23 protein-coding genes are annotated in these 19066 nt (G+C 71.3%); 13 read left to right on the forward strand and 10 right to left on the reverse strand.

Translation table 11 applies throughout. The annotated features are described in order from the left end of the window. Positions 1 to 42 precede the first annotated feature (42 nt). Together OHA21_RS10975 and OHA21_RS10980 are read left to right on the forward strand one after the other, a co-directional pair. A complete protein-coding gene (locus OHA21_RS10975; RefSeq protein WP_328472847.1) occupies positions 43 to 573 on the forward strand; it encodes a putative immunity protein in 531 nt (176 codons plus the stop codon). Then, positions 570 to 1076: a putative immunity protein gene (locus tag OHA21_RS10980; RefSeq protein ID WP_328472849.1), complete on the forward strand. Its 507-nt coding sequence runs from the start codon at positions 570 to 572 to the stop codon at positions 1074 to 1076. Before OHA21_RS10975 ends, OHA21_RS10980 begins: the two co-directional genes overlap by 4 nt. Here OHA21_RS10980 and OHA21_RS10985 read toward each other — a convergent pair. Then, entirely contained in the window at positions 1066 to 2205 is a 1140-nt protein-coding gene (locus OHA21_RS10985; RefSeq protein ID WP_328472851.1) for an MFS transporter, read from the reverse strand. The genes OHA21_RS10980 and OHA21_RS10985 overlap by 11 nt on opposite strands. A 110-nt stretch (positions 2206 to 2315) precedes the next feature. Between OHA21_RS10985 and OHA21_RS10990 the strand changes: the two genes are divergently transcribed. Continuing rightward, a complete protein-coding gene (locus tag OHA21_RS10990; RefSeq protein ID WP_328472853.1) occupies positions 2316 to 3815 on the forward strand; it encodes a serine/threonine-protein kinase in 1500 nt (499 codons plus the stop codon). A 13-nt stretch (positions 3816 to 3828) separates the two neighbouring features. On the opposite strand, the gene OHA21_RS10995 is transcribed toward OHA21_RS10990, so the two are convergent. Then, on the reverse strand, positions 3829 to 4467 hold the full coding sequence (locus OHA21_RS10995) for a TetR/AcrR family transcriptional regulator (protein ID WP_328472856.1): 639 nt from the start codon (positions 4465 to 4467) through the stop codon (positions 3829 to 3831). 62 nt (positions 4468 to 4529) lie between these two features. On the opposite strand from OHA21_RS10995, the gene OHA21_RS11000 reads away from it, so the two are divergent. Beyond that, complete coding sequence (locus tag OHA21_RS11000; protein ID WP_328472858.1) at positions 4530 to 5405, forward strand: alpha/beta fold hydrolase; 876 nt, start codon at positions 4530 to 4532, stop codon at positions 5403 to 5405. Here the strand turns inward: OHA21_RS11000 and OHA21_RS11005 are convergent. From OHA21_RS11005 to OHA21_RS11015, 3 genes are all read right to left on the reverse strand, one after another. Further along, entirely contained in the window at positions 5367 to 5957 is a 591-nt protein-coding gene (locus OHA21_RS11005) for a VanZ family protein (RefSeq protein ID WP_328472860.1), read from the reverse strand. The two genes, OHA21_RS11000 and OHA21_RS11005, sit on opposite strands and share 39 nt — an antisense overlap. Before the next feature lie 44 nt (positions 5958 to 6001). Continuing rightward, entirely contained in the window at positions 6002 to 6223 is a 222-nt protein-coding gene (locus tag OHA21_RS11010; protein ID WP_328472862.1) for a hypothetical protein, read from the reverse strand. A gap of 105 nt (positions 6224 to 6328) precedes the next feature. Further along, a complete protein-coding gene (locus OHA21_RS11015; RefSeq protein WP_328472864.1) occupies positions 6329 to 6721 on the reverse strand; it encodes a nuclear transport factor 2 family protein in 393 nt (130 codons plus the stop codon). 150 nt (positions 6722 to 6871) lie between these two features. Here OHA21_RS11015 and OHA21_RS11020 point away from each other — a divergent pair, with 150 nt between their 5' ends. From OHA21_RS11020 to OHA21_RS11035, 4 genes are all read left to right on the forward strand, one after another. Then, complete coding sequence (locus OHA21_RS11020) at positions 6872 to 8326, forward strand: hypothetical protein (RefSeq protein WP_328472866.1); 1455 nt, start codon at positions 6872 to 6874, stop codon at positions 8324 to 8326. A 359-nt stretch (positions 8327 to 8685) separates the two neighbouring features. Next, on the forward strand, positions 8686 to 8907 hold the full coding sequence (locus OHA21_RS11025) for a hypothetical protein (RefSeq protein ID WP_328472868.1): 222 nt from the start codon (positions 8686 to 8688) through the stop codon (positions 8905 to 8907). 45 nt (positions 8908 to 8952) lie between these two features. Continuing rightward, on the forward strand, positions 8953 to 9891 hold the full coding sequence (locus tag OHA21_RS11030) for an alpha/beta hydrolase family esterase (protein WP_328472870.1): 939 nt from the start codon (positions 8953 to 8955) through the stop codon (positions 9889 to 9891). A 19-nt stretch (positions 9892 to 9910) separates the two neighbouring features. Next, positions 9911 to 10324 (forward strand): pyridoxamine 5'-phosphate oxidase family protein, encoded by a 414-nt coding sequence (locus OHA21_RS11035; RefSeq protein WP_328472872.1) that lies wholly within the window; start codon positions 9911 to 9913, stop codon positions 10322 to 10324. 10 nt (positions 10325 to 10334) lie between these two features. Here OHA21_RS11035 and OHA21_RS11040 read toward each other — a convergent pair whose 3' ends face one another. The 3 genes from OHA21_RS11040 to OHA21_RS11050 all read right to left on the reverse strand — a co-directional run bounded on the left by OHA21_RS11040 (position 10335) and on the right by OHA21_RS11050 (position 12703). After that, entirely contained in the window at positions 10335 to 10661 is a 327-nt protein-coding gene (locus OHA21_RS11040; RefSeq protein WP_328472874.1) for a hypothetical protein, read from the reverse strand. 321 nt (positions 10662 to 10982) lie between these two features. Beyond that, the gene (locus OHA21_RS11045) at positions 10983 to 11981 is read right to left on the reverse strand and encodes a transmembrane transport protein (protein WP_328472876.1); all 999 of its coding nucleotides are present in this window, start codon (positions 11979 to 11981) and stop codon (positions 10983 to 10985) included. Continuing rightward, the gene (locus tag OHA21_RS11050) at positions 11978 to 12703 is read right to left on the reverse strand and encodes an ABC transporter ATP-binding protein (protein ID WP_328472878.1); all 726 of its coding nucleotides are present in this window, start codon (positions 12701 to 12703) and stop codon (positions 11978 to 11980) included. Before OHA21_RS11050 ends, OHA21_RS11045 begins: the two co-directional genes overlap by 4 nt. 110 nt (positions 12704 to 12813) lie before the next feature. Here OHA21_RS11050 and OHA21_RS11055 point away from each other — a divergent pair, with 110 nt between their 5' ends. The 3 genes from OHA21_RS11055 to OHA21_RS11065 all read left to right on the forward strand — a co-directional run bounded on the left by OHA21_RS11055 (position 12814) and on the right by OHA21_RS11065 (position 15615). After that, complete coding sequence (locus OHA21_RS11055; RefSeq protein WP_328472880.1) at positions 12814 to 13467, forward strand: response regulator transcription factor; 654 nt, start codon at positions 12814 to 12816, stop codon at positions 13465 to 13467. Positions 13468 to 13469: 2 nt separating this feature from the next. Then, on the forward strand, positions 13470 to 14591 hold the full coding sequence (locus tag OHA21_RS11060) for a sensor histidine kinase (protein WP_328472882.1): 1122 nt from the start codon (positions 13470 to 13472) through the stop codon (positions 14589 to 14591). Positions 14592 to 14730: 139 nt separating this feature from the next. After that, on the forward strand, positions 14731 to 15615 hold the full coding sequence (locus OHA21_RS11065) for a GNAT family N-acetyltransferase (RefSeq protein WP_328472884.1): 885 nt from the start codon (positions 14731 to 14733) through the stop codon (positions 15613 to 15615). Between the two features lie 101 nt (positions 15616 to 15716). Here the strand turns inward: OHA21_RS11065 and OHA21_RS11070 are convergent, their stop codons facing one another. After that, a complete protein-coding gene (locus OHA21_RS11070) occupies positions 15717 to 16121 on the reverse strand; it encodes a VOC family protein (RefSeq protein WP_328472886.1) in 405 nt (134 codons plus the stop codon). Between the two features lie 104 nt (positions 16122 to 16225). On the opposite strand from OHA21_RS11070, the gene OHA21_RS11075 reads away from it, so the two are divergent. Together OHA21_RS11075 and OHA21_RS11080 are read left to right on the forward strand one after the other, a co-directional pair. Beyond that, complete coding sequence (locus tag OHA21_RS11075; RefSeq protein ID WP_328472888.1) at positions 16226 to 17167, forward strand: helix-turn-helix transcriptional regulator; 942 nt, start codon at positions 16226 to 16228, stop codon at positions 17165 to 17167. Next, entirely contained in the window at positions 17164 to 18324 is a 1161-nt protein-coding gene (locus OHA21_RS11080; protein ID WP_328472890.1) for a winged helix DNA-binding domain-containing protein, read from the forward strand. Before OHA21_RS11075 ends, OHA21_RS11080 begins: the two co-directional genes overlap by 4 nt. Here the strand turns inward: OHA21_RS11080 and OHA21_RS11085 are convergent. Then, complete coding sequence (locus OHA21_RS11085) at positions 18294 to 19010, reverse strand: HAD family hydrolase (protein WP_328472892.1); 717 nt, start codon at positions 19008 to 19010, stop codon at positions 18294 to 18296. The genes OHA21_RS11080 and OHA21_RS11085 overlap by 31 nt on opposite strands. Positions 19011 to 19066 lie beyond the last annotated feature (56 nt).

Consider the following 19066-nt stretch of genomic DNA (forward strand, 5'->3'; position numbering starts at 1 on the left):
GTAGAAGTCTCCACCGAGGGTTCAGCGATACGATTCACAGGCATGCTGATCGTTTCCGGAGACTTCGAACTGACGATGGATGAGCTGCGTGCGGTGACGCGCTACGTCGTCCAGCACGCCGAGGACGTCCTGCCGGTCTTCGAGCAGGCCGTTCCCGACGACTCCCGTCCGTGCGCGGCGATCGACGCGGCCTGGACGTTCGTCAACGGCGCCCGGCGTACGAAGCTGCAGCGCGTCACCTCCGTCGATGCCCACCGCGCCGCCCGGTCCGCGCCCTCGGAAGCCGCGCAACTGGCCGCCCGGTGCGCCGGTGACGCCGCCTCGGCCGCCTACCTGCATCCCATCGCCAAGGCCACCCAGGTCGGCCACATCCTGCGCGCCGCCGCCAGCACCGCCCGGATCGGGGAGCTTGAAGGTGGCACGACCGGCGAGGCCGTGCTTCAGCAATCGCTGCAGCGGGCGACCCCGCAGCTCCTCGACGTGCTCCGCCGCTACCCACCCGCGCATGGCGGCAGCAGCCGGGTCGCCCAGCTGATGACTGCCCTGGACCAGTCCCTGCGAGGCGCGTCGTGATCCTGCCGAAGGTTCGGGACCCGCGCTTTGTGACGATCCGCCGCGGCGGAACCCTCACCGACGACGACCACCACCTGCTCGCCCTGTGGGCCGCGACGTGCGCCGAGCACGTCCTCGACCTGTTCGAGGCGGTCCGGCCCGACGACCCGCGACCGCGGCACGCGATCGAACAGGCCCGGGCCTGGACCCGCGGCGAAGTCAGGATGATGCAGGCCCGGGCCGCGGGCGGCCACGCGATGGGCGCCGCCCGGGACCTGCGCGGGGCGGCACGGCACGCCGCGTACGCCGCGGGCCAGGCCGCCGTCGTCGCCCACGTCGCCGCCCACGAACTCGGTGCCGCCGCCTACGCGATCAAAGCGGCCCGCGCCGCGGCGTCCAGCGACGCCGCGGCCCGGCGCGAATGCCAGTGGCAGCGCGACCAACTGCCGCAGGCGATCCGCGAGCTCGTCCTCGACGACCAGCGGCTGCGCAACGACATCTGCTGGTCGGTGTTCACCTGTTGAGGGCGGAGGTGGCGGCCCGGCGGCGCGAACCGGCGATGAACGCGACCCCGCCCAGCGCCGCCGCCACCGCGCAGAGCAGCAGCGTCGTCCGGTACCCGAACTGCTCGACCGCCAGACCGGCCAGGATGCCGGAGACCAGCAGGCCGGCGATGGACGCGTTGGAGAACAGCGTGGTGGCCCGGCCGGTCGCCGGCGCGAGCAGATCCTGGAAGTAGCGGATGCCGGCCGTCCCCACGATCGCGATCCCCACTCCCCGCAAGACCTGCCCGGCCACCAGCAACGCCATGCCCGACGCCACCACCGTCAGGGCGTGATAGCAGACGAACGCCGCGAAGCCACCGAGGATCACGGCCCGCTGACTCACCCGGGCGGGCAGGACAGCCAGCCCCAGCGAGGCCACCACCTCGACCGCCGCGCAGACGCTGAACAGCACCCCGACCGACGCGGCCGGCTGATCCAAGCCCCGCGTGACGAACAGCGGCAGCGCTAGCCCGCCCGCGAACATGGCGGTGAAGAACAGGGTGACACTGGCCGTGAGCAGCACCGGAGTGCCGCCTCGAGTGTCGCTCGCCGTCACGACGGCCCGGGGTGGCCGCGGCACCACGAAAACGGTCAGCGCGGCGAACAGAAACACCGCGGAGGCCGTCCACATCAGCCACGAATAGCCGCCGCGCGACAGCACGAGCGCGCCCAGCAACGGCCCGACGGCCCAGGCCAGCGACCAGGCCGCCCGCAGCAGCGGGGTGGACCGCTGCCCGGCCGGGCCGTCGCCCAGCACCGCGCGGGCCAGGGAGAACAGCTGCGGGAACGCCGAACTCGCCACCCCGAGCACGGTCGCTGCCATCAGCAGCAACACCGGGAAGCTGGTCACTCCGGGCAGCACGAGATAGCCGGCCGAACACATCAGAATCACCACGATCGCGTACGCCCGCGCGGGCCGACGGTCGAACCGGCGCCCCAGCCACCAGCTGATCGTGATCCCGCTGAGCGCGAACACCGAGGACCAGACGCCGATCTGCAAGGGCGTCAGCCGGGCCACATCCGCGCCGAACAGCACGATGTAGGAATTGACCATCGAATCCGCGACGCCGTACAGCAGAACGGCGGCGAACAGCGCTAAGAAGGGCACGTGATCTTCGTACCGGTCAGCTCTCTCCAGCGACACCCATTAATGCCTGGGCCGTTGCGCGCACAGTAACCGTCTGCACACAATGGGTGTTCGCTTGTCTGGAGGCGCCCATGTCGCGACCGGCGAAGCTGGGGCCGCACGACCCGCCGCAGATCGGGCCGTACATGACGCTCGCCCGGCTCGGCCGCGGCGGGCAGGGTGAGGTGTATCTCGCCGCGGACCCCGACGGCAATCAGGTGGCGGTCAAGGTCCTGCGCGTCGACTGGGATGCCAGCGGGGACCTCAAGCGCAACCTCAACCGGGAGCTGGTGAACGCGCGCAAGGTCGCGCAGTTCGTCACCGCCAAGGTGCTCGACTTCGACGTGGTGGGGGAGCTGCCCTACATCGTCAGCGAATACATCGAGGGGCGTACGCTCGCCGAGCAGGTGCGCGAGGTCGGGCCGCTCAAGGACAGCGACCTGCTGCAGGTCGCGATGCAGGCGCTCACCGCGCTCGAGGCGATCCACCAGGCCGGCATCATCCACTGCGACTTCAAGCCGGCCAACATCATCCTCGGCCAGGGCGGCGCCCGGGTGATCGACTTCGGCATCGCGCAGGCGCTCGACACCACACACCGGGTGGGGGAGATCGCCGGGTCGTTCCCGTACATGGCGCCGGAGCAGGTCGCCAACGATCCGCTGACCTCGGCGGTCGACCTGTTCGCGTGGGGTTCGACCATGGTCTTCGCGGCCACCGGCGCGGCGGCGTTCCCGGGGGAGAGTCGCGAGCAGGTGGCGTACGCGATCCTGAACCGCGCGCCCAAGCTGGACGGCGTCGAGGAGCCGCTGCTGACCTGCGTGCGGGCGTGCCTGCAGAAGACGCCGGAGCGCCGGCCGACCGCCGGTCAGGCGCGCAAGCTGCTCTTCGGCCGGCGCCCCAAACCGGCGTCGGCTGCCGCCCGCCCCGTCAAGCAGGCGCAGCGTCCCCCGAGGCCGGTGCCGGCACCGCCCACGCTGGTGGAACGGCCGGTCGTCCCGGCGCCGCCGCCGGACAGTCCGAAGACCGGCAAAGCCGTGGCCGCCCTCATCGGAACGGTCGCGGTCGCAGGAGTCGTGATCTGGGCCGTGCCCGGGCTGTCCGGCGGGTCGTCCAGTGAACGCGAGCCGACCCCGCCACCCACGTCTGCCGCGGCGGCGCTGTCGCTGTTGGAGCAGTACGAGGCCTTCTGGCCCGCCGTCACCTGCGCCACCTACAACAGGAAAGCCGGGCAGAAGGCCCGGGACCGCTGCGAGATCACCGACTCGATCGACATGCTGTGCGCGGAGTGGAGCGACCGAACCACGATGGCGAAGCCGGGCAACCGCCCGGCGCGCGAGGACACCCGAGGTCTGGAGGAGGTCGGCGGGCGCCGTAACTCCTGGTATCGGCAGGACTCCGACCTTCACGGCAACTTCTACAGCTACCCGGTGTCCGCGAAACCGGAGAACGAGTGGGCCATCTGGTGGGAGGACGACAAGGCCGCGATCTCCTGCCAGATGCACGGCCCGCCGCGCAGCGAAGCCGCCCTGCTGGCCGAGTTCCAGAAGCGTGGCTTCCTGCTGCGCGACCCCATGCCGGCCCGCCCGTCGTAGCCGTCGGCGCTGATCAGGACAGCAGGCCGCGCAGCACGCTGCGTACCGTGACGTCGAACAGATCTCGCGGCGGGGCCGCCGCCGGTGGGGCGGTGAAGGCTGCCGCCAGGTTCGGGTAGGCCGTCATGTCGACCTCGGCGAAGCCGCCGGCCGGCTGGGCGGCCTCGCTGCGCGCGAACAGCGTCACCACGCCGGTCATCATCGCGATCGCCTCGAACTTGGCGGCGGTCGCCGCCGGCACCGGCTGCAGCACCGCCAGGCAGCGGTCGAACCAGGCCAGGCCCTGCGGGCCGACGGCGGTCGAGCGCGGCATGAGCTCCACCAGCCACGGATGCCGCCGGTACAGCTCCAGCTGCCGGCGCGCCATCGCCAGCATGGTGTCCAGCCAATCAGAAGAGATTTCCGGGTACGGCCGGAGCTCGCCCACCGCGTGGTCGGTCATCAGATCCAGCAGATCGTCGCGGGATGACAGGTACCGGTACAGCGATCCGGCGCCGGTGTTCAGCGCGGCCGCGACCGCCCGCATCGAGATCGCGCTGAGGCCGTCGGCGTCGGCCAGGGTGATCGCCGCGGTCACGATCTCGTCCCGCGTATGCGTGGGGGCGGGCCCGCGGGTGCCCCGGGCCGGACGGGACCAGATGGAGGAAGTCACTGCTACACTCTAAACTGCAAACGGCGTTCGCAGTTTTCGATTCGCGGCTCAGGGGAGGCGTCATGACACAGGACTGGACGATTCAACGGGTTCCGGCGGCCGACGGCGCCGAGATCGTGCTGCACTCCCTCGGCGCCGGGCCGGGCATCATCGTCGTGCACGGCGGCGGCGTCACCATCGACATGTATCGTCGTCTTGCCGTTCGCCTCGCCGACCGGTTCACCGTGCACCTCTACAACCGTCGCGGCCGGGCCGACGCGGCAGCGCGCGCCGAGCCCTACGACGGCGAGCAGGACATCGACGACCTGGCGACGCTTCTGGCGTACACCGAAGCGTCCAACGTCATCGGCCACAGCGCCGGTGGCTTCATCGCGTTGCGTGCCGCCGCGCGGCGCCTGCCGATCTCCCGGCTCGCCCTCTACGACCCGGCGGTCCAGGTCAACGGCCTCACACCGACCGCCTGGCTGCCCGCCGCGCGCGCCGCGGCGGAGGCCGGCGATCTACCGCGCGCCATGGCGCTGACCAGCGCAGGCATCAACACCCACTCGGCCGCGGCGCGCCTGCCGCTGGCTGTGCAGGTGGCCTTCTGCAAGCTTTTCCTGCGTACGCCGATCGGGCGCACCATGGCGGAACTGCTGCCGACGACGCTGGACGAGACCTCGCTGATCCACCGCAACGACGGGCCGCCGGAGCAGTGGGCCACCACCGAGGCCGAGGTTCTGCTGGCCTGCGGCGCCAGCGGGCCGCCCTACTACCCGCCGACCATCGAGGCGCTCGCCGGCGCGTTGCCGCACGCCCGCACCCTGATCGTGCCGCGCGCCGATCACGACGCCCTCAACCGCGCCCCGCAGGTCCTGGTCGACGCCCTCGCCGACTTCTTCGGCGCCCCGGCGAACAGCTCAGCGTCCGGGCAGCAGGACCGTTCCCGGCCGGCCTGACGGCGCCCCGGCCCGGCCGCGCCACCAGCGGCGCGAGGCCAGCGCGGCAAGTCCGGCCCCGGCGGCGTTGAGCAGCACGTCGTCGACGGAGGACACGCGGTCCAGGCGCAGGACGTACTGCAAAGTTTCGACCAGCACGGAGCCGCCCGCTGCGAGCGCCAGGATGCGCGGCACCGACGCGAGCGCCGCGAACCGCAGCGGGCCGAAGAAGCCGAGGGCCGCGAACACCAGCAGGTTGCCGACGATCTGCACGGTGGCGGTCAGCGGTCCGTCGCCCAGGACGGTGATCAGATCCCGCAGCGGCACCAGGTTCACCCGGGCGGGATCGTCACCGGACCGGTCGTTCGGCAACAGGATCATCCAGATCCACGGCACGGTGCCGTAGACGATGGCGACCTCGGCGAGCGATTTGCGCCAGGCCAGGGGAGTGCCGGCTGCGTTACGGCGGCGCGCCAGCACCCACACCGTGAGCGCAGCCAGCGGCAGCGCGGCCACGGTCAGGGCGAGAACGCCGGTGATCGTGCCGAACCAGCCGTGCCAGCCGTTGAGCATCGCCACCTCCGTGTGCGCCGACCGCGCATGCTATCCCCGGCGCGCTATCCACGGCCGAAGCCGGCCGGCTCGCTGCCGTCGTCCACTCGGGTGAGCACCTGCGTCAGCGCGGCGATCGTGTCGCGCGCCTCCGCGGCGTCCGTCTCGTTGGTCCAACCCTGATGCCATGGGCCGCCGGGGCCGGCGACGGACAGCAGGGCTTCAAGCGCGGCCACCACCTCGTCGGGAAAGAAGTCCCGCCAGAGCAGGTCCGGCCGGTCCTTCACCAACCGGAAGAGGCGCTCCAGCGCGGCCGCCCGCTGTTCAGCAGGCCGCTCGGCGAGTTCTTCCCTGATCCGGCGCGGCTCTGCCGCAACCTTTGCCGGGCCGGGTCAGCCGGCGGCGGCCTCGCGCTGGATCTGCTCGAACTGGGCGGCCATCGCGGCGCCCAGGGCCTGTGCGGCCGACAGCGGGCGGACCATCACGGTGAACTCGTCGATCAGGCCGTTGTCGTCCAGGTGCAGGAAGTCGCACCCCTCCACGGCGACATCGCCGATCCGGGCCTCGAAGACCAGCGCGTGATCGCGGCCGCCGTCGCCGGTGAGCTCACGCACGTACCGGAAATCCTCGAACACCCGCAGCACCCCGCGCAGGATCGCCGCGGTGATCGCCTTGCCCGGATAGGGCTTGAACGCCACCGGGCTGTGAAAAACCACGTTGTCGGCCAGGGCCGCCGCCATGGCGTCGGCGTCGCGCGTTTCCACCGCACTTCGAAAGTCGATCATCAAGCCAGCGTACGGGTAGCGCGGTAATTGGTTGGACGGTCGCGCCCCGCGCACGCCGATACTGTGCGGCTGGCCTCCCTTCGGCCGGCGCTCGGGGGCGATCGCTTCACCGGGCCTTGGCGACGACGGGGCTGGGTGGTCATGGTGCCGGTGAAGCGTTCGGAAGAAGTGGTCCTGCATCGGCTGTACTTCGGGCTGCGCGAGCGGCGCCCGCCGCAGGACGTGGCGGTGGACATCGTGGAACTCGGTGCGCAGCAGTGGCTCAGCGCCGTCGGGGTCCGCGACCTGTACGCGATGATGCGTCACCAGCAGGCGCATCCGCGGCCACCCGGATCGTCGATGCCGGCCACGTGGCGCCACCACCCCGGGCTGGCCCGCGCCTATGCGGCCGCCCGAGCCGCGGTCGCGGTGATCGCGGAGCAGCCCGCGCCGGCGGACCCGTCCGACCCGGCTTCGCTGCGCCGCTGGCTCGCCGGCGCGCTGACGCTGCTCGGCCTTCCCGGCGAACAGCCCTGGCCGGCCCGCCGGACCATCCCGCGCCGCCCGGCGCCGATGACCTCCTGGAACGGCGCAACCTTCTACGGCCTGCGCAAGCCGTCCGGCGCCCGCGGTGACCGGGGTGGACACGCCGACGCCCGGGACCGGATGGACGCCGCCACCCGCCGGAGCACCCTGCCCGGGGTGTCGGTGCGCGCATACCGACGGGCGGTCCGAGCCGTGCTGCACCTGCAGCAGCGCACCGAGGTGCTGGCCGCCGAACGTGACCGGGAGGCGTCGGTGGCGTTCGGCAAGGCGCGACTCGCGTACCTCGTCACCGAGCAGGACTTCACCGCCTGCCCGGCCACCGCCGCGTTCACCGCCTACTACGTGGCGCGGCTCAACATGCGGACCGTGTTCACCTCCGGCCGCCAGGCGCGGCCGATGGACACCCTCGCCGAGCAGTTGCTGGCGGCTGCGCTGGCGGCCTCGACCTGCCGGCCGTGGGTGCTGGCCTCGGTGCTGACCCGCTGGTCGGTACTGGACCGGCTCGACGACGCCCAGTGCGGCCGGCTGATGGGGCTGTACTACGAGCAGCTCGCCGCGTCCGCGCGGTCGCTGCGGCGCGCCTACGACGTGCGCCGCGACCCCACCCACATGATCGTGCGCGCCGGCGACGACTCGTCGACGTGGAACAGCGCGTCCCGCGCCTTCAACCAGGCCCGCACCGGCTGGCTGAACCTGACCCGCGGCCTCGGGTACGACGACATCATCGAGGCGTCCTGCCCCGGCAAAGTCCCCGCCCTGGTCGCGGCGGACGTGGCGGCCTGGCACCGGCGCGACGGCCGCGACCAGCACACCGACGTGCAGGTGTGGGCCGACCTGCCGCTGCCGTGGGACGTCGTGCTCGGCGACGACTCCTGCGACGCCAACCTGGTCCGCGAGGCATGCATGCGGCACGGCGTGGACCCGGAGACCACCGGCTGGACCCAGCCGTACCGGCAGGGTTTGACCGAGTTGCCGGCGCCGGCCCGCGACCTCGTGCACGGGGTGACCGTGTCGTCGCCGTTGCTGGCCGCGGTGCTGCGGCAGATCGGCATGTTCTCCGGCCAGGCCCAGCCGCGATAAATGCGTTGCGCCCGCCGCGATCAAGAGAGAAGGCTGTGGCTGCACGGCGGTAGCTCAGAGAGCCGGAGGAGGCTCCGGCCCGGCAGAGCGGGCGGCTCACCGACCTTCCGCCCCGTCCCCGTTTCGACCACGGGTCACCGTGCACCCAGGCCAGGCGCCCGGATCCGTCCGGGCACCTGGGCGCCCTCGTCCACCTCAGCGTCGGCTGCGAGTTCGTCCTGTTCGTCCCGGGCATCGTCCCCGGAGATACCATCGTCGAGCGCGTCGTCGGACTCGACTATTACAGCTACTTCCCGCGGCGCGCCGACTACGCACGTGACCTCCGGCGCCATCTCCGCCCCGGAAAGCCGCTGGCCATCATGGAGTTCGGCACGTGCACGTTCGAGGGCGCGCCACAGTACGGCGGCATGGGGTGGAAGCTGGTCGACCACACCAAGACGCCCCCGGAGCTCACGGCTGACCTGACGCGCAGCGAGCGAACCCAGGCCGACTATCTGGCGGGCGTCCCCGACTGGCATCGGCAACCCAAAGAAGCATTTCGTACGCTCGCGCGCGCCTACGGCCGAGCAGAACGGAGGTGACGCGCGGCGGTACCCTGAGATCCGCATCCCAGACCGGGAGGTGCCATGGCTCGACAGTGGTGGCAGGCAGCGCGGGCCGTGACCGCCGTTGCGGCCGTCATGGTGACGCTGGCCTGCGGTTCGGCGGACCGTCCCGACCCGGCGCCCAGCACCCCGCCGGCGATGCCGAGCAGTGGCTCCGGCGCCGTGCAGATCGGGAACCGGCAGGTCAACGTGCACGTCCCGGACACCTACGACCCGGCCCGGCCGGCGCCGCTGATCCTCGGGTTGCACGGCTACACGTCGAACCCGCAGGAGCTGGAGATGTATTTCGGGCTGCGCCCCGAGGCGGACCGGCGCGGCTTCATCTTCGTCTACCCGGACGGATCGACCGACGACCGCGGCCATCGCTTCTGGAACGCCACCGACGCGTGCTGCGCCTTCGGCAGCGACAAACCCGACGACTCGGGCTACCTCAGCGAGCTCATCACCACCATCCAGGCGTCGTACCGGATCGACCCCGCCCGGGTCTACCTGATCGGCCACTCCAACGGCGGGTTCATGTCGTTCCGGATGGCCTGCGACCACGCCGACCAGATCGCCGCGATCGTCTCGCTCAACGGCGCGACCTGGAACGACACCGGGCAGTGCCGGCCGTCCGAACCGGTCAGCGTGCTCGCGGTCCACGGCAGCGTGGACGAGACCATCGCGTTCGGCGGTGGCGCCAACGGCCGGCACACTTACCCGTCGGCGGCCAGCACGGTCGCTCAGTGGGTCGGCTTCAACGGGTGCGCCGCAACCGCCCGCGACGCCGCCGCTCTGGACCTGATCGCCGACCTGCCGGCCGCCGAGACGTCGGTACGCACCTACGAGCAGGGCTGCGCCGGCGGGTCGACCGTCCAGCTCTGGACGATCAACGGAGGCGTACACGTACCCCAGTTGGGTCCTGGTTTCACCCCGGCTGTGACGGACTTCCTGCTCGCCCAGTCGAAGCCGGCCCGATAGCCCGCCTAGAGTGGATCTCATGTTCCGTGATGAGGATCTTGCCCTGCTGTCGCGGCCCCTCTACGCCTTCCTGACCGTCGCGCCGCGCGAAGAGCGCTGGCCCGCGCCGCGGCCTGTCTGGTTCGAGGCGGCCGCTGACGGCACCCTGCAGATGTTCTCCGAACCGGGCGCGCCGAAGGTCGGCCGGCTGCGCGAACACCCGCGCGCGTCCGTCGTGGTCGCGGCCCCCGCCGGCGAACCCGAACACTGGGTCGCCGCCGAAGGCGCCGTCACCCTGCACGACGACGGCGGCCTCGAGCTGGCGACCCGGCTCGCCCCGCGCTACTGGACCTTCGACGATCCCAACCACAAGCTGTGGCTCGAACAGTGGCGCGAGTCCGGGCTGGTACGCATCGTCGTGCACCCCGAGAAGGTGAACCGCTTCTCGGCCTAGCGTGGCCGCCTCATGCTGCGGCGATCCACAGCAACAGTCCCGCGCCCGCTGTCATCGAACCGGCCAGCGCAGACACCGTTCCAGCCGCGAACACCGAGATGGGGCGGCGCGACAGCGGCAGCGCGACCAGCGCTGCGGCGAGCAGCGAGGCGCCGAGGAAGAGCAGGCTGCCGGCGAACAGCAGCGCCGTCCTGTCCTGGGCGGTGAAGCACAGGTTGCCGGTGTCGTCGCAGGAGCGGTCCTCGTGGGCCAACCGAGAGTTGATGAAGAAGGGGACAGCAGCGGCGGCGTACCAACCGGCGGCGACCAGGACGGTCCGCTCATAACGTGATGCCACGCCGCCGGATTCTGCCCTGGTGGGTCAACCTCGGCGCAAGCGGCCGACGCCGGGCACGAAGCGGCCGACCGGGCGGTGAACGCGGCCGCCGCACCGGCGACGACCAGCGCCACCCCGGCCGGTGCCGGCCAGCGGCTGTCCACCAGCAGACCACACCCCCGGTCGGAGAATGTCCCCCGCAGGGGATATTTCGGGGTGGCGGCGAGTTGCCGGTTGTGGGCCTGCCACCTGCGCCAACGAGGCTCGGTTGGGTTCGATCGGCGGCGGGCAGACCCACCCGGGGGTCGGCTCGAGGGTGTCCTCGCCGGTCTGCCCGGGGAGCTACCGGCGGCGGCGCAGCCAGAACAGCCCGAACGCGGCCAGCAGCAGCGACAGCGCCGTGTACAAACCCAGCTCGATCCACTGGAACGTCCAGTACCGGTCGGCCGGCTGGTAGGTGTGGGTGAACCGCAGGTTCTGCGCGGCGGTGCATGCGTCCGACTCGGCACGGTCCCCGACCATGGCGATGCACGGCTTCGCGTCGTCGCCGGTGTAGGCCGAGCCGTCCGGCTTGAGCAGCGGGGACGAGTCCGTCAGCGCCCAACCGCCGGGCACTGTGTAGCCGCGGAGGGTGAAGGTGCCGTCGTCCTCCAGGCTCATCCCCACCCCTTGCCTCAGCACCTCCGCGTCCACGGTGATGGTCTCGGTGACCGGCGGCATCAGGTTCTGCCGGGCCACGGCCGGGACCAGCAGTTGCAGAGCCGCGAAGGCGGCCAGCGTCAGCGCCATGGCCAGAAGCGTGCGGCGTACGAGCAGACCCACCACCACGCCGAGCACGAAGGCGAACAGCCCGTACCCGATCGGCACGATGTTGCGCGAGCCGAAGTTGTACGCCGCGAACCGTTCCCCGATCACCTGGTCGTAACGGCTCACACTCCAGGTCAACAAAAGACTGAACACACCGGTCACCGCCACGCTGAACAGGCCGATGACAGTCAGCTTCACAACCAGCCACCGGGTGCGGGTGACACTCTGGCTCCACACCAGCCGGTCGGTGCGCTGCTCCAGCTCCTGAGACACCAACGGCGCACCCCAGAAGACCCCGATCAGACCGGGTACGGCCAGCAGCACCACCACGAGCACCGAGATCGTGTGGCCGTAGTCGGCGCGCAGCTCGAACCGGGCGAGGGTGCACGCGTCACCCGTACAATCGGCGATCCTCGTGGTGTAAAAGGTGCGGATCTGGTTGCCCAGAACGACGAGGTAGAGCGCGAGGACCGCCAGCGCGCCCAAGGTCACCAGGGTCTGCGCGCGGAACTGCCGCCAGGTCAGCCAGATCATCGGATTCCTCCAGCCCGATTGAGGTACGCGAGAGTCAGCTCTTCCAGCCCGGCACGCTCACCGCCGGCCAGCAGATCGCTGACGTCACCGGAAACCTGCACCCGGCCACCGGCGAGCACGATCAGGTGGTCGCAGACCTGCGCCAGATCGCCGAGCAGGTGCGACGAGAGCACCACGCTGACCTTCAGTTCGTCGACGAAGTCGAGCAGGTCGTGCATGAAGGTGCGCCGGGCCAGCGGGTCCAGCGCGGCCACCGGCTCGTCGAGCACCAGCAGTTCGCCGCGCTTGGCCGCGGCGAGCGTCAACGCCAGTTGGGCCCGTTGGCCACCGGACAGCGACCCGGCCCGCTGCTTGAGGTCCAGCCCGCGCTGGCGGATCCGCCGATGCGCGAACTCGCCGTCCCAACCGGGGTTCAGCCGGGCGCCGAGCTCCAGATGGTCGGCGACCGTCAGCCGGGCGTACACCGGCGCGTCCTGGGCGACGAACCCGACCCGCGACAGTTGCCCGGCGCCGGCCGCCGGCTGCTGCCCGAGCACCTCGATGCTTCCGCTGGTCGGTGTGAGCATGCCGGACACCAGGCCGAGCAGCGTGGACTTGCCGGCCCCGTTCGGGCCGACCAGGCCGACGATGCGCCCGGCCGGCACCGCGAGGTTGCAGTCGTCCAGGGCGAGCCGGCGGCGATAGCGCTTGCTGAGATTCTCGGTACGAATGACGAACGTCATCCCGTCCTCCCCACTTTCTGTGTCGGCCCCATTCGTAGACTTCGGACGGTCACAGCACGGTCCGCGCCGCTGTGACCGCGCTGTGACTGGCCGGCCGCTAGGGTCTCGGCATGCGGGTGCTCGTCGTCGAAGACCAACCAGATCTGGCCGACTCGGTGGCCCGGGTGCTGCGGCGCGAGGGCATGGCCGTCGACGTCGCCTACGACGGTGGGGCCGCGCTGGAGCGTGCCGGCGTCGTCGACTACGACGTGGTCGTGCTGGACCGGGACCTGCCCGTGGTGCACGGCGACGACGTGTGCCGGGCCCTGGTCGGCGCCGGTTCGGCGAGCCGGGTGCTGATGCTGACCGCTTCCGGCACTGTCGCCAACCGGGTCGAGGGGCTCGGGTTGGGCGCCGACGACTATCTTCCGAAGCCTTTCGCGTACGCCGAACTCGTCGCCCGGATCCGCGCGGTGGCCCGCCGCTCGCAGCCGGCCGCCCCGCCGGTGCTCGTCCACGGTGACCTGCGCCTGGACCCGGCGCAGCGCACCGCCACCCGGGCCGGCGCCCGCCTGCCGCTGAGCCCGAAGGAGTTCGCCGTGCTCGAATACCTGATGACCTGCGGCAGCCGGGTGGTCTCCGCCGAGGAACTGCTCGAGCGGGTCTGGGACGAAGCCGCCGACCCGTTCACCACCACGGTTAAAGCCACCGTGAACCGGTTGCGCGCCAAACTCGGCGAGCCACCGGTCATCGAAACCGTGGCCCGCGCCGGATACCGGATCTGAGCATGCTCCGCCTGCGGCTCACCCTCATGTACTGCCTGGTCTCGATGGCCTCCAGCACCGTCCTGCTGATCATCATGTGGGCGCTGGCCAGAAGCCTGACCCCGGGGGTGCCGCCGGTGCCGGAACCCGCCCCGGTGCCCGACCCGTTCACCGGGACCGGGCCGGTGCCGGAACCCGACCCGCTGCCGGGCCTCGGCGAGGGCACCCTGGAGCTCGCCCAGCCCCTGATCGCGCTGGCCATCATGGCGGTCATCTCGCTGGCGCTCGGCTGGTACATCGCCGGCCGGGTGCTGCGTCCCGTGCTCACCATGACCGAACGGCTGCGCCACATCTCCGACCGCAACGTGCACGAACGTCTCGCCCTGCCCGGTCGCCGCACCGAACTCAAGGATCTGGCCGACACCGTCGACGGATTGCTCGGGCGCCTCGACACCGCCCTCGACGCGCACAAACGGTTCGTCGCGAACGCCGCCCACGAGATGCGCACCCCGCTGACCATCGAACGGGCGCTGCTCGAAGAGCCCCTCATCGACCCGGACGCCGACCTGGATTCGTTCCGGTCCAACTTCGAACGCCTGCTGGTCATCAACGACCGGCGCAGCCAGCTGCTCGAATCGTTGCTCACCCTGTCCAGCAGCGAACACGGCGCTGCCGCCGACGACCTCGTCGACCTCGCCGGCCTCGCCGAACTGACCCTGCGCGAACGGGCGCCGGAAGCCGCCGAGCGTGGCCTGCAGGTGAGCACGTCGCTGCAGCCGGCCCTGGTGCCGGGCGATCCGGTGCTGCTCGGCCGGCTGCTGGTCAACCTGTGCGACAACGCCATCCACTACAACGTGCCCGGCGGCAGCGTCTCGGTCAGCCTGCACCGCTCGCTGGGCCGGCATGTGCTCACCGTCGCCAACACCGGCGAAACCATCCCGGCCGCCGAGGTCGACCGGCTCTTCGAACCGTTCCAGCGGCTGCACCGCACCGCCGACGGCAGCCACCACGGCCTCGGCCTGTCCATCGTCCGAGCGATCACCCAGGCACACGGGGCGACACTCCAGGCCCGGCCCCGCCCGGGCGGCGGCCTGATCATCGAGGTGGGCTTCTCCGGCATCCCTGCCGAGCTCGCAGCGGTGTGACCGGCCGGTACGCTGCCCGCCGTGACCCACGTGCTGACCCGGCTCAACGGGTTCGGGATGACCTCCCTTCCGTGCCGCGTCAGCCAGACCCGGAAAGCCGCGGAATCCGTGGTGGCGAGCTTCGACCCCGGCCTCTGAGGTGGACATCGCTGATCTTCAGGCCCGCCTGGACTGCGTTGCCCAGGGCTGGACGCCGCAGCAGCGGCTGCATATCGGCAACGTCGCGTGGGCCTACGCCCGCGGCGACGGCGGCACCGCCCCCGACGTGGCCCTGACCTGGGGCAGCCCACTCCACGGATTCGCCGACATCTGGTTGCCGGGGACCGCCGCTCTCCACCTGACGCCAGGCTTGCCCGCCCACCAGGTGGCGACCGTCGTCGACGAGATCCTGGCGGTGGCGCCCCGCGTCACCCTGAAGGCTTCGCTCCAGCACGCCGAGCTTGTCCGTGCGCTGAAACAGCGAGGGTTCCGGCGCTGCGACGGCCCGTGGTTCGCGCAGCTGTGGCGAAGCCTCACCGACTTGCAAGAACGGCCCGTCCCCGACGGCTACACCATCCGCCAGGTACGCCCCGACGAACTGCCCGCCCGAGTCGACGTGCACCGCCGCTGCTGGCAGCCGGCCCGCATCAAACAGATGCTCAACCTGCCGGTGACCGGCGACGAGGGTGACTCCAGTTACTCGCTCGACAAACATCTCGCCGTGATCGGCACGCCGCCCTACCGCGGCGAACTCGACCTCGTCGCCGAAGCGCCCGACGGCACCCTCGCCGCCTACGGTCTGGGCTGGCTCGACCCGCGCTCGAAGTCGGTGCTGTTCGAGCCGGTCGGCACAGCACCGGACCACGCCGACCGAGGGCTGGCCCGAGCGCTGTGCACCGAGATCCTGCGCGCCGCCCGTGAGCTCGGCGCCACCCAGGCAGTCGTCGGCCCGCGCGGCGACGACGCCTATCCGATGCCCCGCAGACTTTACGAAGGACTCCGGATGCGCGAAGTCGGCCAGGTCGTCTCGTTCACCAACCGCTGACGGAAATGGCGCATGAATGGCTCCTCCAGCAGAACCGCATTGACAGTCGCGACGGTAAAGCTGGGGAGTGCCATCTCGGATTCACCGGCCGGCCGCCCGCCTCAGACAGCGATGTCAAGCACCCAGGTGATGCCGAACGGGTCGGTGAGCATGCCGTACAACGGCGACCAGCCCGCCGGGCCGAGGTCGACGATCACCGTCGAGCCTTCGCTGAGCTTCTTCCAGTACCCGCTGATCTCGTCGGCGTCCTGCCCGCGAACCGAGACGAAGAACGGGTTGTCCCCCTGGTTCCACGTCCTGGCCGGCGGCACGTCGTACGCCATGATGTGGAAGCCTTCCGGCGAGCGGACCTGCCCCCAGGTGAGCTGGTCCGGGCTGACATCCGGGGTTCCCGCGTCGCCGTGCGTGAAAGCGGTCAGCTCCCCGCCGAAGACCGACCGGTAGAACTCCAGCGCCTGCCGCGCGTTCCCCCGCAGGTTGATGTGAGTGACGGTGGTGATCGCCATGGCGTTCTCTCCTCGTTGCTGTCGTGCCGGTTGCCCGGTGCGAGAACGACAATCCCAGAGGTAGAGGACAGGAAGTGTCCGCTACTCCAGGCATGATCAGATTCATGCCGAAGACCTCAGCCCGCCTGCTGTCCCTGCTCTCGCTGCTGCAGGCTCGCCGTGACTGGCCCGGCAGCCTGCTGGCCGAGCGGCTGGAGGTCAGCCCGCGCACCGTACGCCGCGATGTTGACCGTCTGCGCGAGCTCGGCTACCCGATCCGTACGTTCAAAGGCCCCGACGGCGGCTACCGCCTGGATGCCGGAACCGAACTGCCGCCGCTGCTGTTCGACGATGATCAGGCGGTGGCCATCACCGTCGCCCTGCAGCTGGCGACGGTCTCCGGCGCCGACATCCAGGAGGGCGCGGCCCGGGCGCTGACCACCATCCGGCAGGTGATGCCCAGCCGGCTGCGGCACCGCATCGACACCTTGCAGGTCACCGCCGTCGAAGCCCCGGCCGACCCGGTCGACGTCACCGTGCTGACCGCGATCGGCGCCGCCGTGCACGCCCGCGAGGTCCTCCGCTTCGACTACGCCGCGCAGGCACCGCCGCGCCGCACCGAACCTCACCACCTCGTCACCTGGAACGGCCGCTGGTACCTGATCGCCTGGGACCTCGACCGCGACGACTGGCGGACCTTCCGCGCCGACCGGATCAGCCCGCGCATCCCGACCGGCCCGCGTTTCACCCCGCGCCGGCTGCCCGCCCCCGACCTGGCCACTTTCGTCGCCGGCCGGTTCCGCGGCAACGAGAGCTCCGCGGCCTGGCCGTGCACCGGCGAGGTCATCCTCGACCTGCCCGCCACCGTCGTGGCCACCTACACCCGCGACGGCGTCGTCGAGGAGGCCGGCCCCGGCCGCTGCCGGCTCATCCAGGGCTCCTGGTCGTGGACCAGCCTCGCCGCCGCCCTCGGCCGGTTCGGCGCCGACATGGAGATCATCGGCCCACCCGAACTGAAGACCGCCTGCGCCGAACTCGCCCACCGCTACACGAAGGCCGCCCGATGACCCCACACCGCCACGTCACCGACACCGAGCGCCGCGCCCGCCTCGCCATCCGGCATGCCCTCGCCCCAGCCTTCCGGGCCACGTCCCCCGAGGCCGTCACCCGCGCGATGACGGTCCTGCACGCCACCGAGCCCGCCACCGTCTACCTCTCCTGCCAGGCGCGGATGGCCGCGTTCGACATTCAAGATCTGAACCATTCCCTGTACGCCGAACGCGCGCTGATCAAACAATTGGCGATGCGGGGTACGTTGTTCGTCTTCCCGCGCGACCTGCTGCCGGCTGCCTGGGCCGGCCCCTCCGCCCGGGTCGCCGCCACCGCACGCGCCCGGACGGCGAAGGACCTCGAGAACGCCGGCCTGGCCACCGACGGCGCGGTCTGGCTCGACCAGGCCCGTGCCGAGGTTCTCACGCTGCTCGCCGGCCAGCCGGACGGCCGCACCGCCCAGGACATCCGCGCCGCCGTCCCGATGATCGACGTCAAGATGGCGGTCACTCCGAGCGTCGCCTGGCGGGTGCTCACCCACCTCGTGCTCAACGCCGACCTGGTTCGCGGCACGAACACCGGCAGCTGGTACACCTCGCGCCCGCGCTGGACCCTGATGCAGCACTGGCTCGACGACCTGCCGGACGCGGTGAGCGCCGCCGACGGCTACCGCGAGATCGTCCGCCGCTGGCTGCACTCGTTCGGCCCCGGCACCGAGAACGACATCGTCTGGTGGCTCGGCGCCACCAAAGGCATCGTGCGCAAGGCGCTCGCCGAGCTCGGCGCGGTGCCGGTCACCCTGGACTCCGGCCTGATCGGCTGGCTGTCACCCGACGACCTCGACGAGGTCAGCGACCCCGGACCGTGGGCGGCGCTGCTACCCGTACTCGATCCGACCGTGATGGGCTGGCAGGAACGCGGCTTCTACCTCGGCCCGCACCGCGACCTGCTCTTCGACCAGCGGGGCAACGCCGGCACCACCGCCTGGGTCAACGGCCGGGCCGTCGGCTGCTGGGTGCAGGACACCGACGGGACCGTGCTCGTACGCCTGGCGGAGACGATCTCGCCCGCCGAACAGCGTCTGCTCGACGTCGAGGCGCAGCGGCTGACCGCCTGGCTCGCCGGGTTCCGCGTCTCCAGCGTCTACAGCTCGCCGGCCATGCGCACACCCTGAGCGGCGCCGGTAAGCGCCGGCAGCTCGGCCATGTCGGCGAAGGTATCCGCAGCGCCGGCGTCCAGCAGCACGTGCGGCGGGTTGTGCGCCAGGCTCTGCGGCGGACAGTAGCCGAAGACGGTCGCCCCGGCGGCCACACCTGCGCGCACCCCGGTCGGCGTGTCCTCGACCACAGCGCAGCGGGCCGGGTCGACGCCGAGCGCCGCTGCCGCGGCCAGATAGACGTCCGGCGCGGGCTTGCTCCGCGGCGTCTCCATCCCGCTGAAGATCTTGCCGGCGAACACGTCGTCCAGGCCGACCTTGGCGAGCTGCAACTCCACCTTGTGCCGGTCGGCGCCGCTGGCACAGGCCAGCCGGCCCTGATAGATCCGGTCGATCTCGCGGGCGGCGGCGAGCGCGCCCGGAATCGGCAGCAGATTCAGCATCAGCGCGTCGTTGCGGCGCCGCCGGAAGGTCTCGAGCCACTCGTCGGTCACGATGAACCCGGTGTGCGCCGTGATCACCGCGGTCTCGTCGCGCAGCGCGCGCCCCACGAACAGCCGGAAGCAGTCCGCCTCGGAAATCTGCCAGCCGAGCTCGTGCAGCATCACCCGCAGCACCGAGTTCGTGATGCGCTCGGAGTCCACCAGCACCCCGTCACAGTCGAAGAGCACGGCGTCGTACGGCAGAGCAGCGGTTTCCAGCATGGCCGTGACCATAACCGTGCGTAATCCACCCGGCCATGACCAAGCGCACACCGCCC

The sequence above is a fragment of the Actinoplanes sp. NBC_00393 genome (assembly GCF_036053395.1).
GTDB lineage: Bacteria > Actinomycetota > Actinomycetes > Mycobacteriales > Micromonosporaceae > Actinoplanes.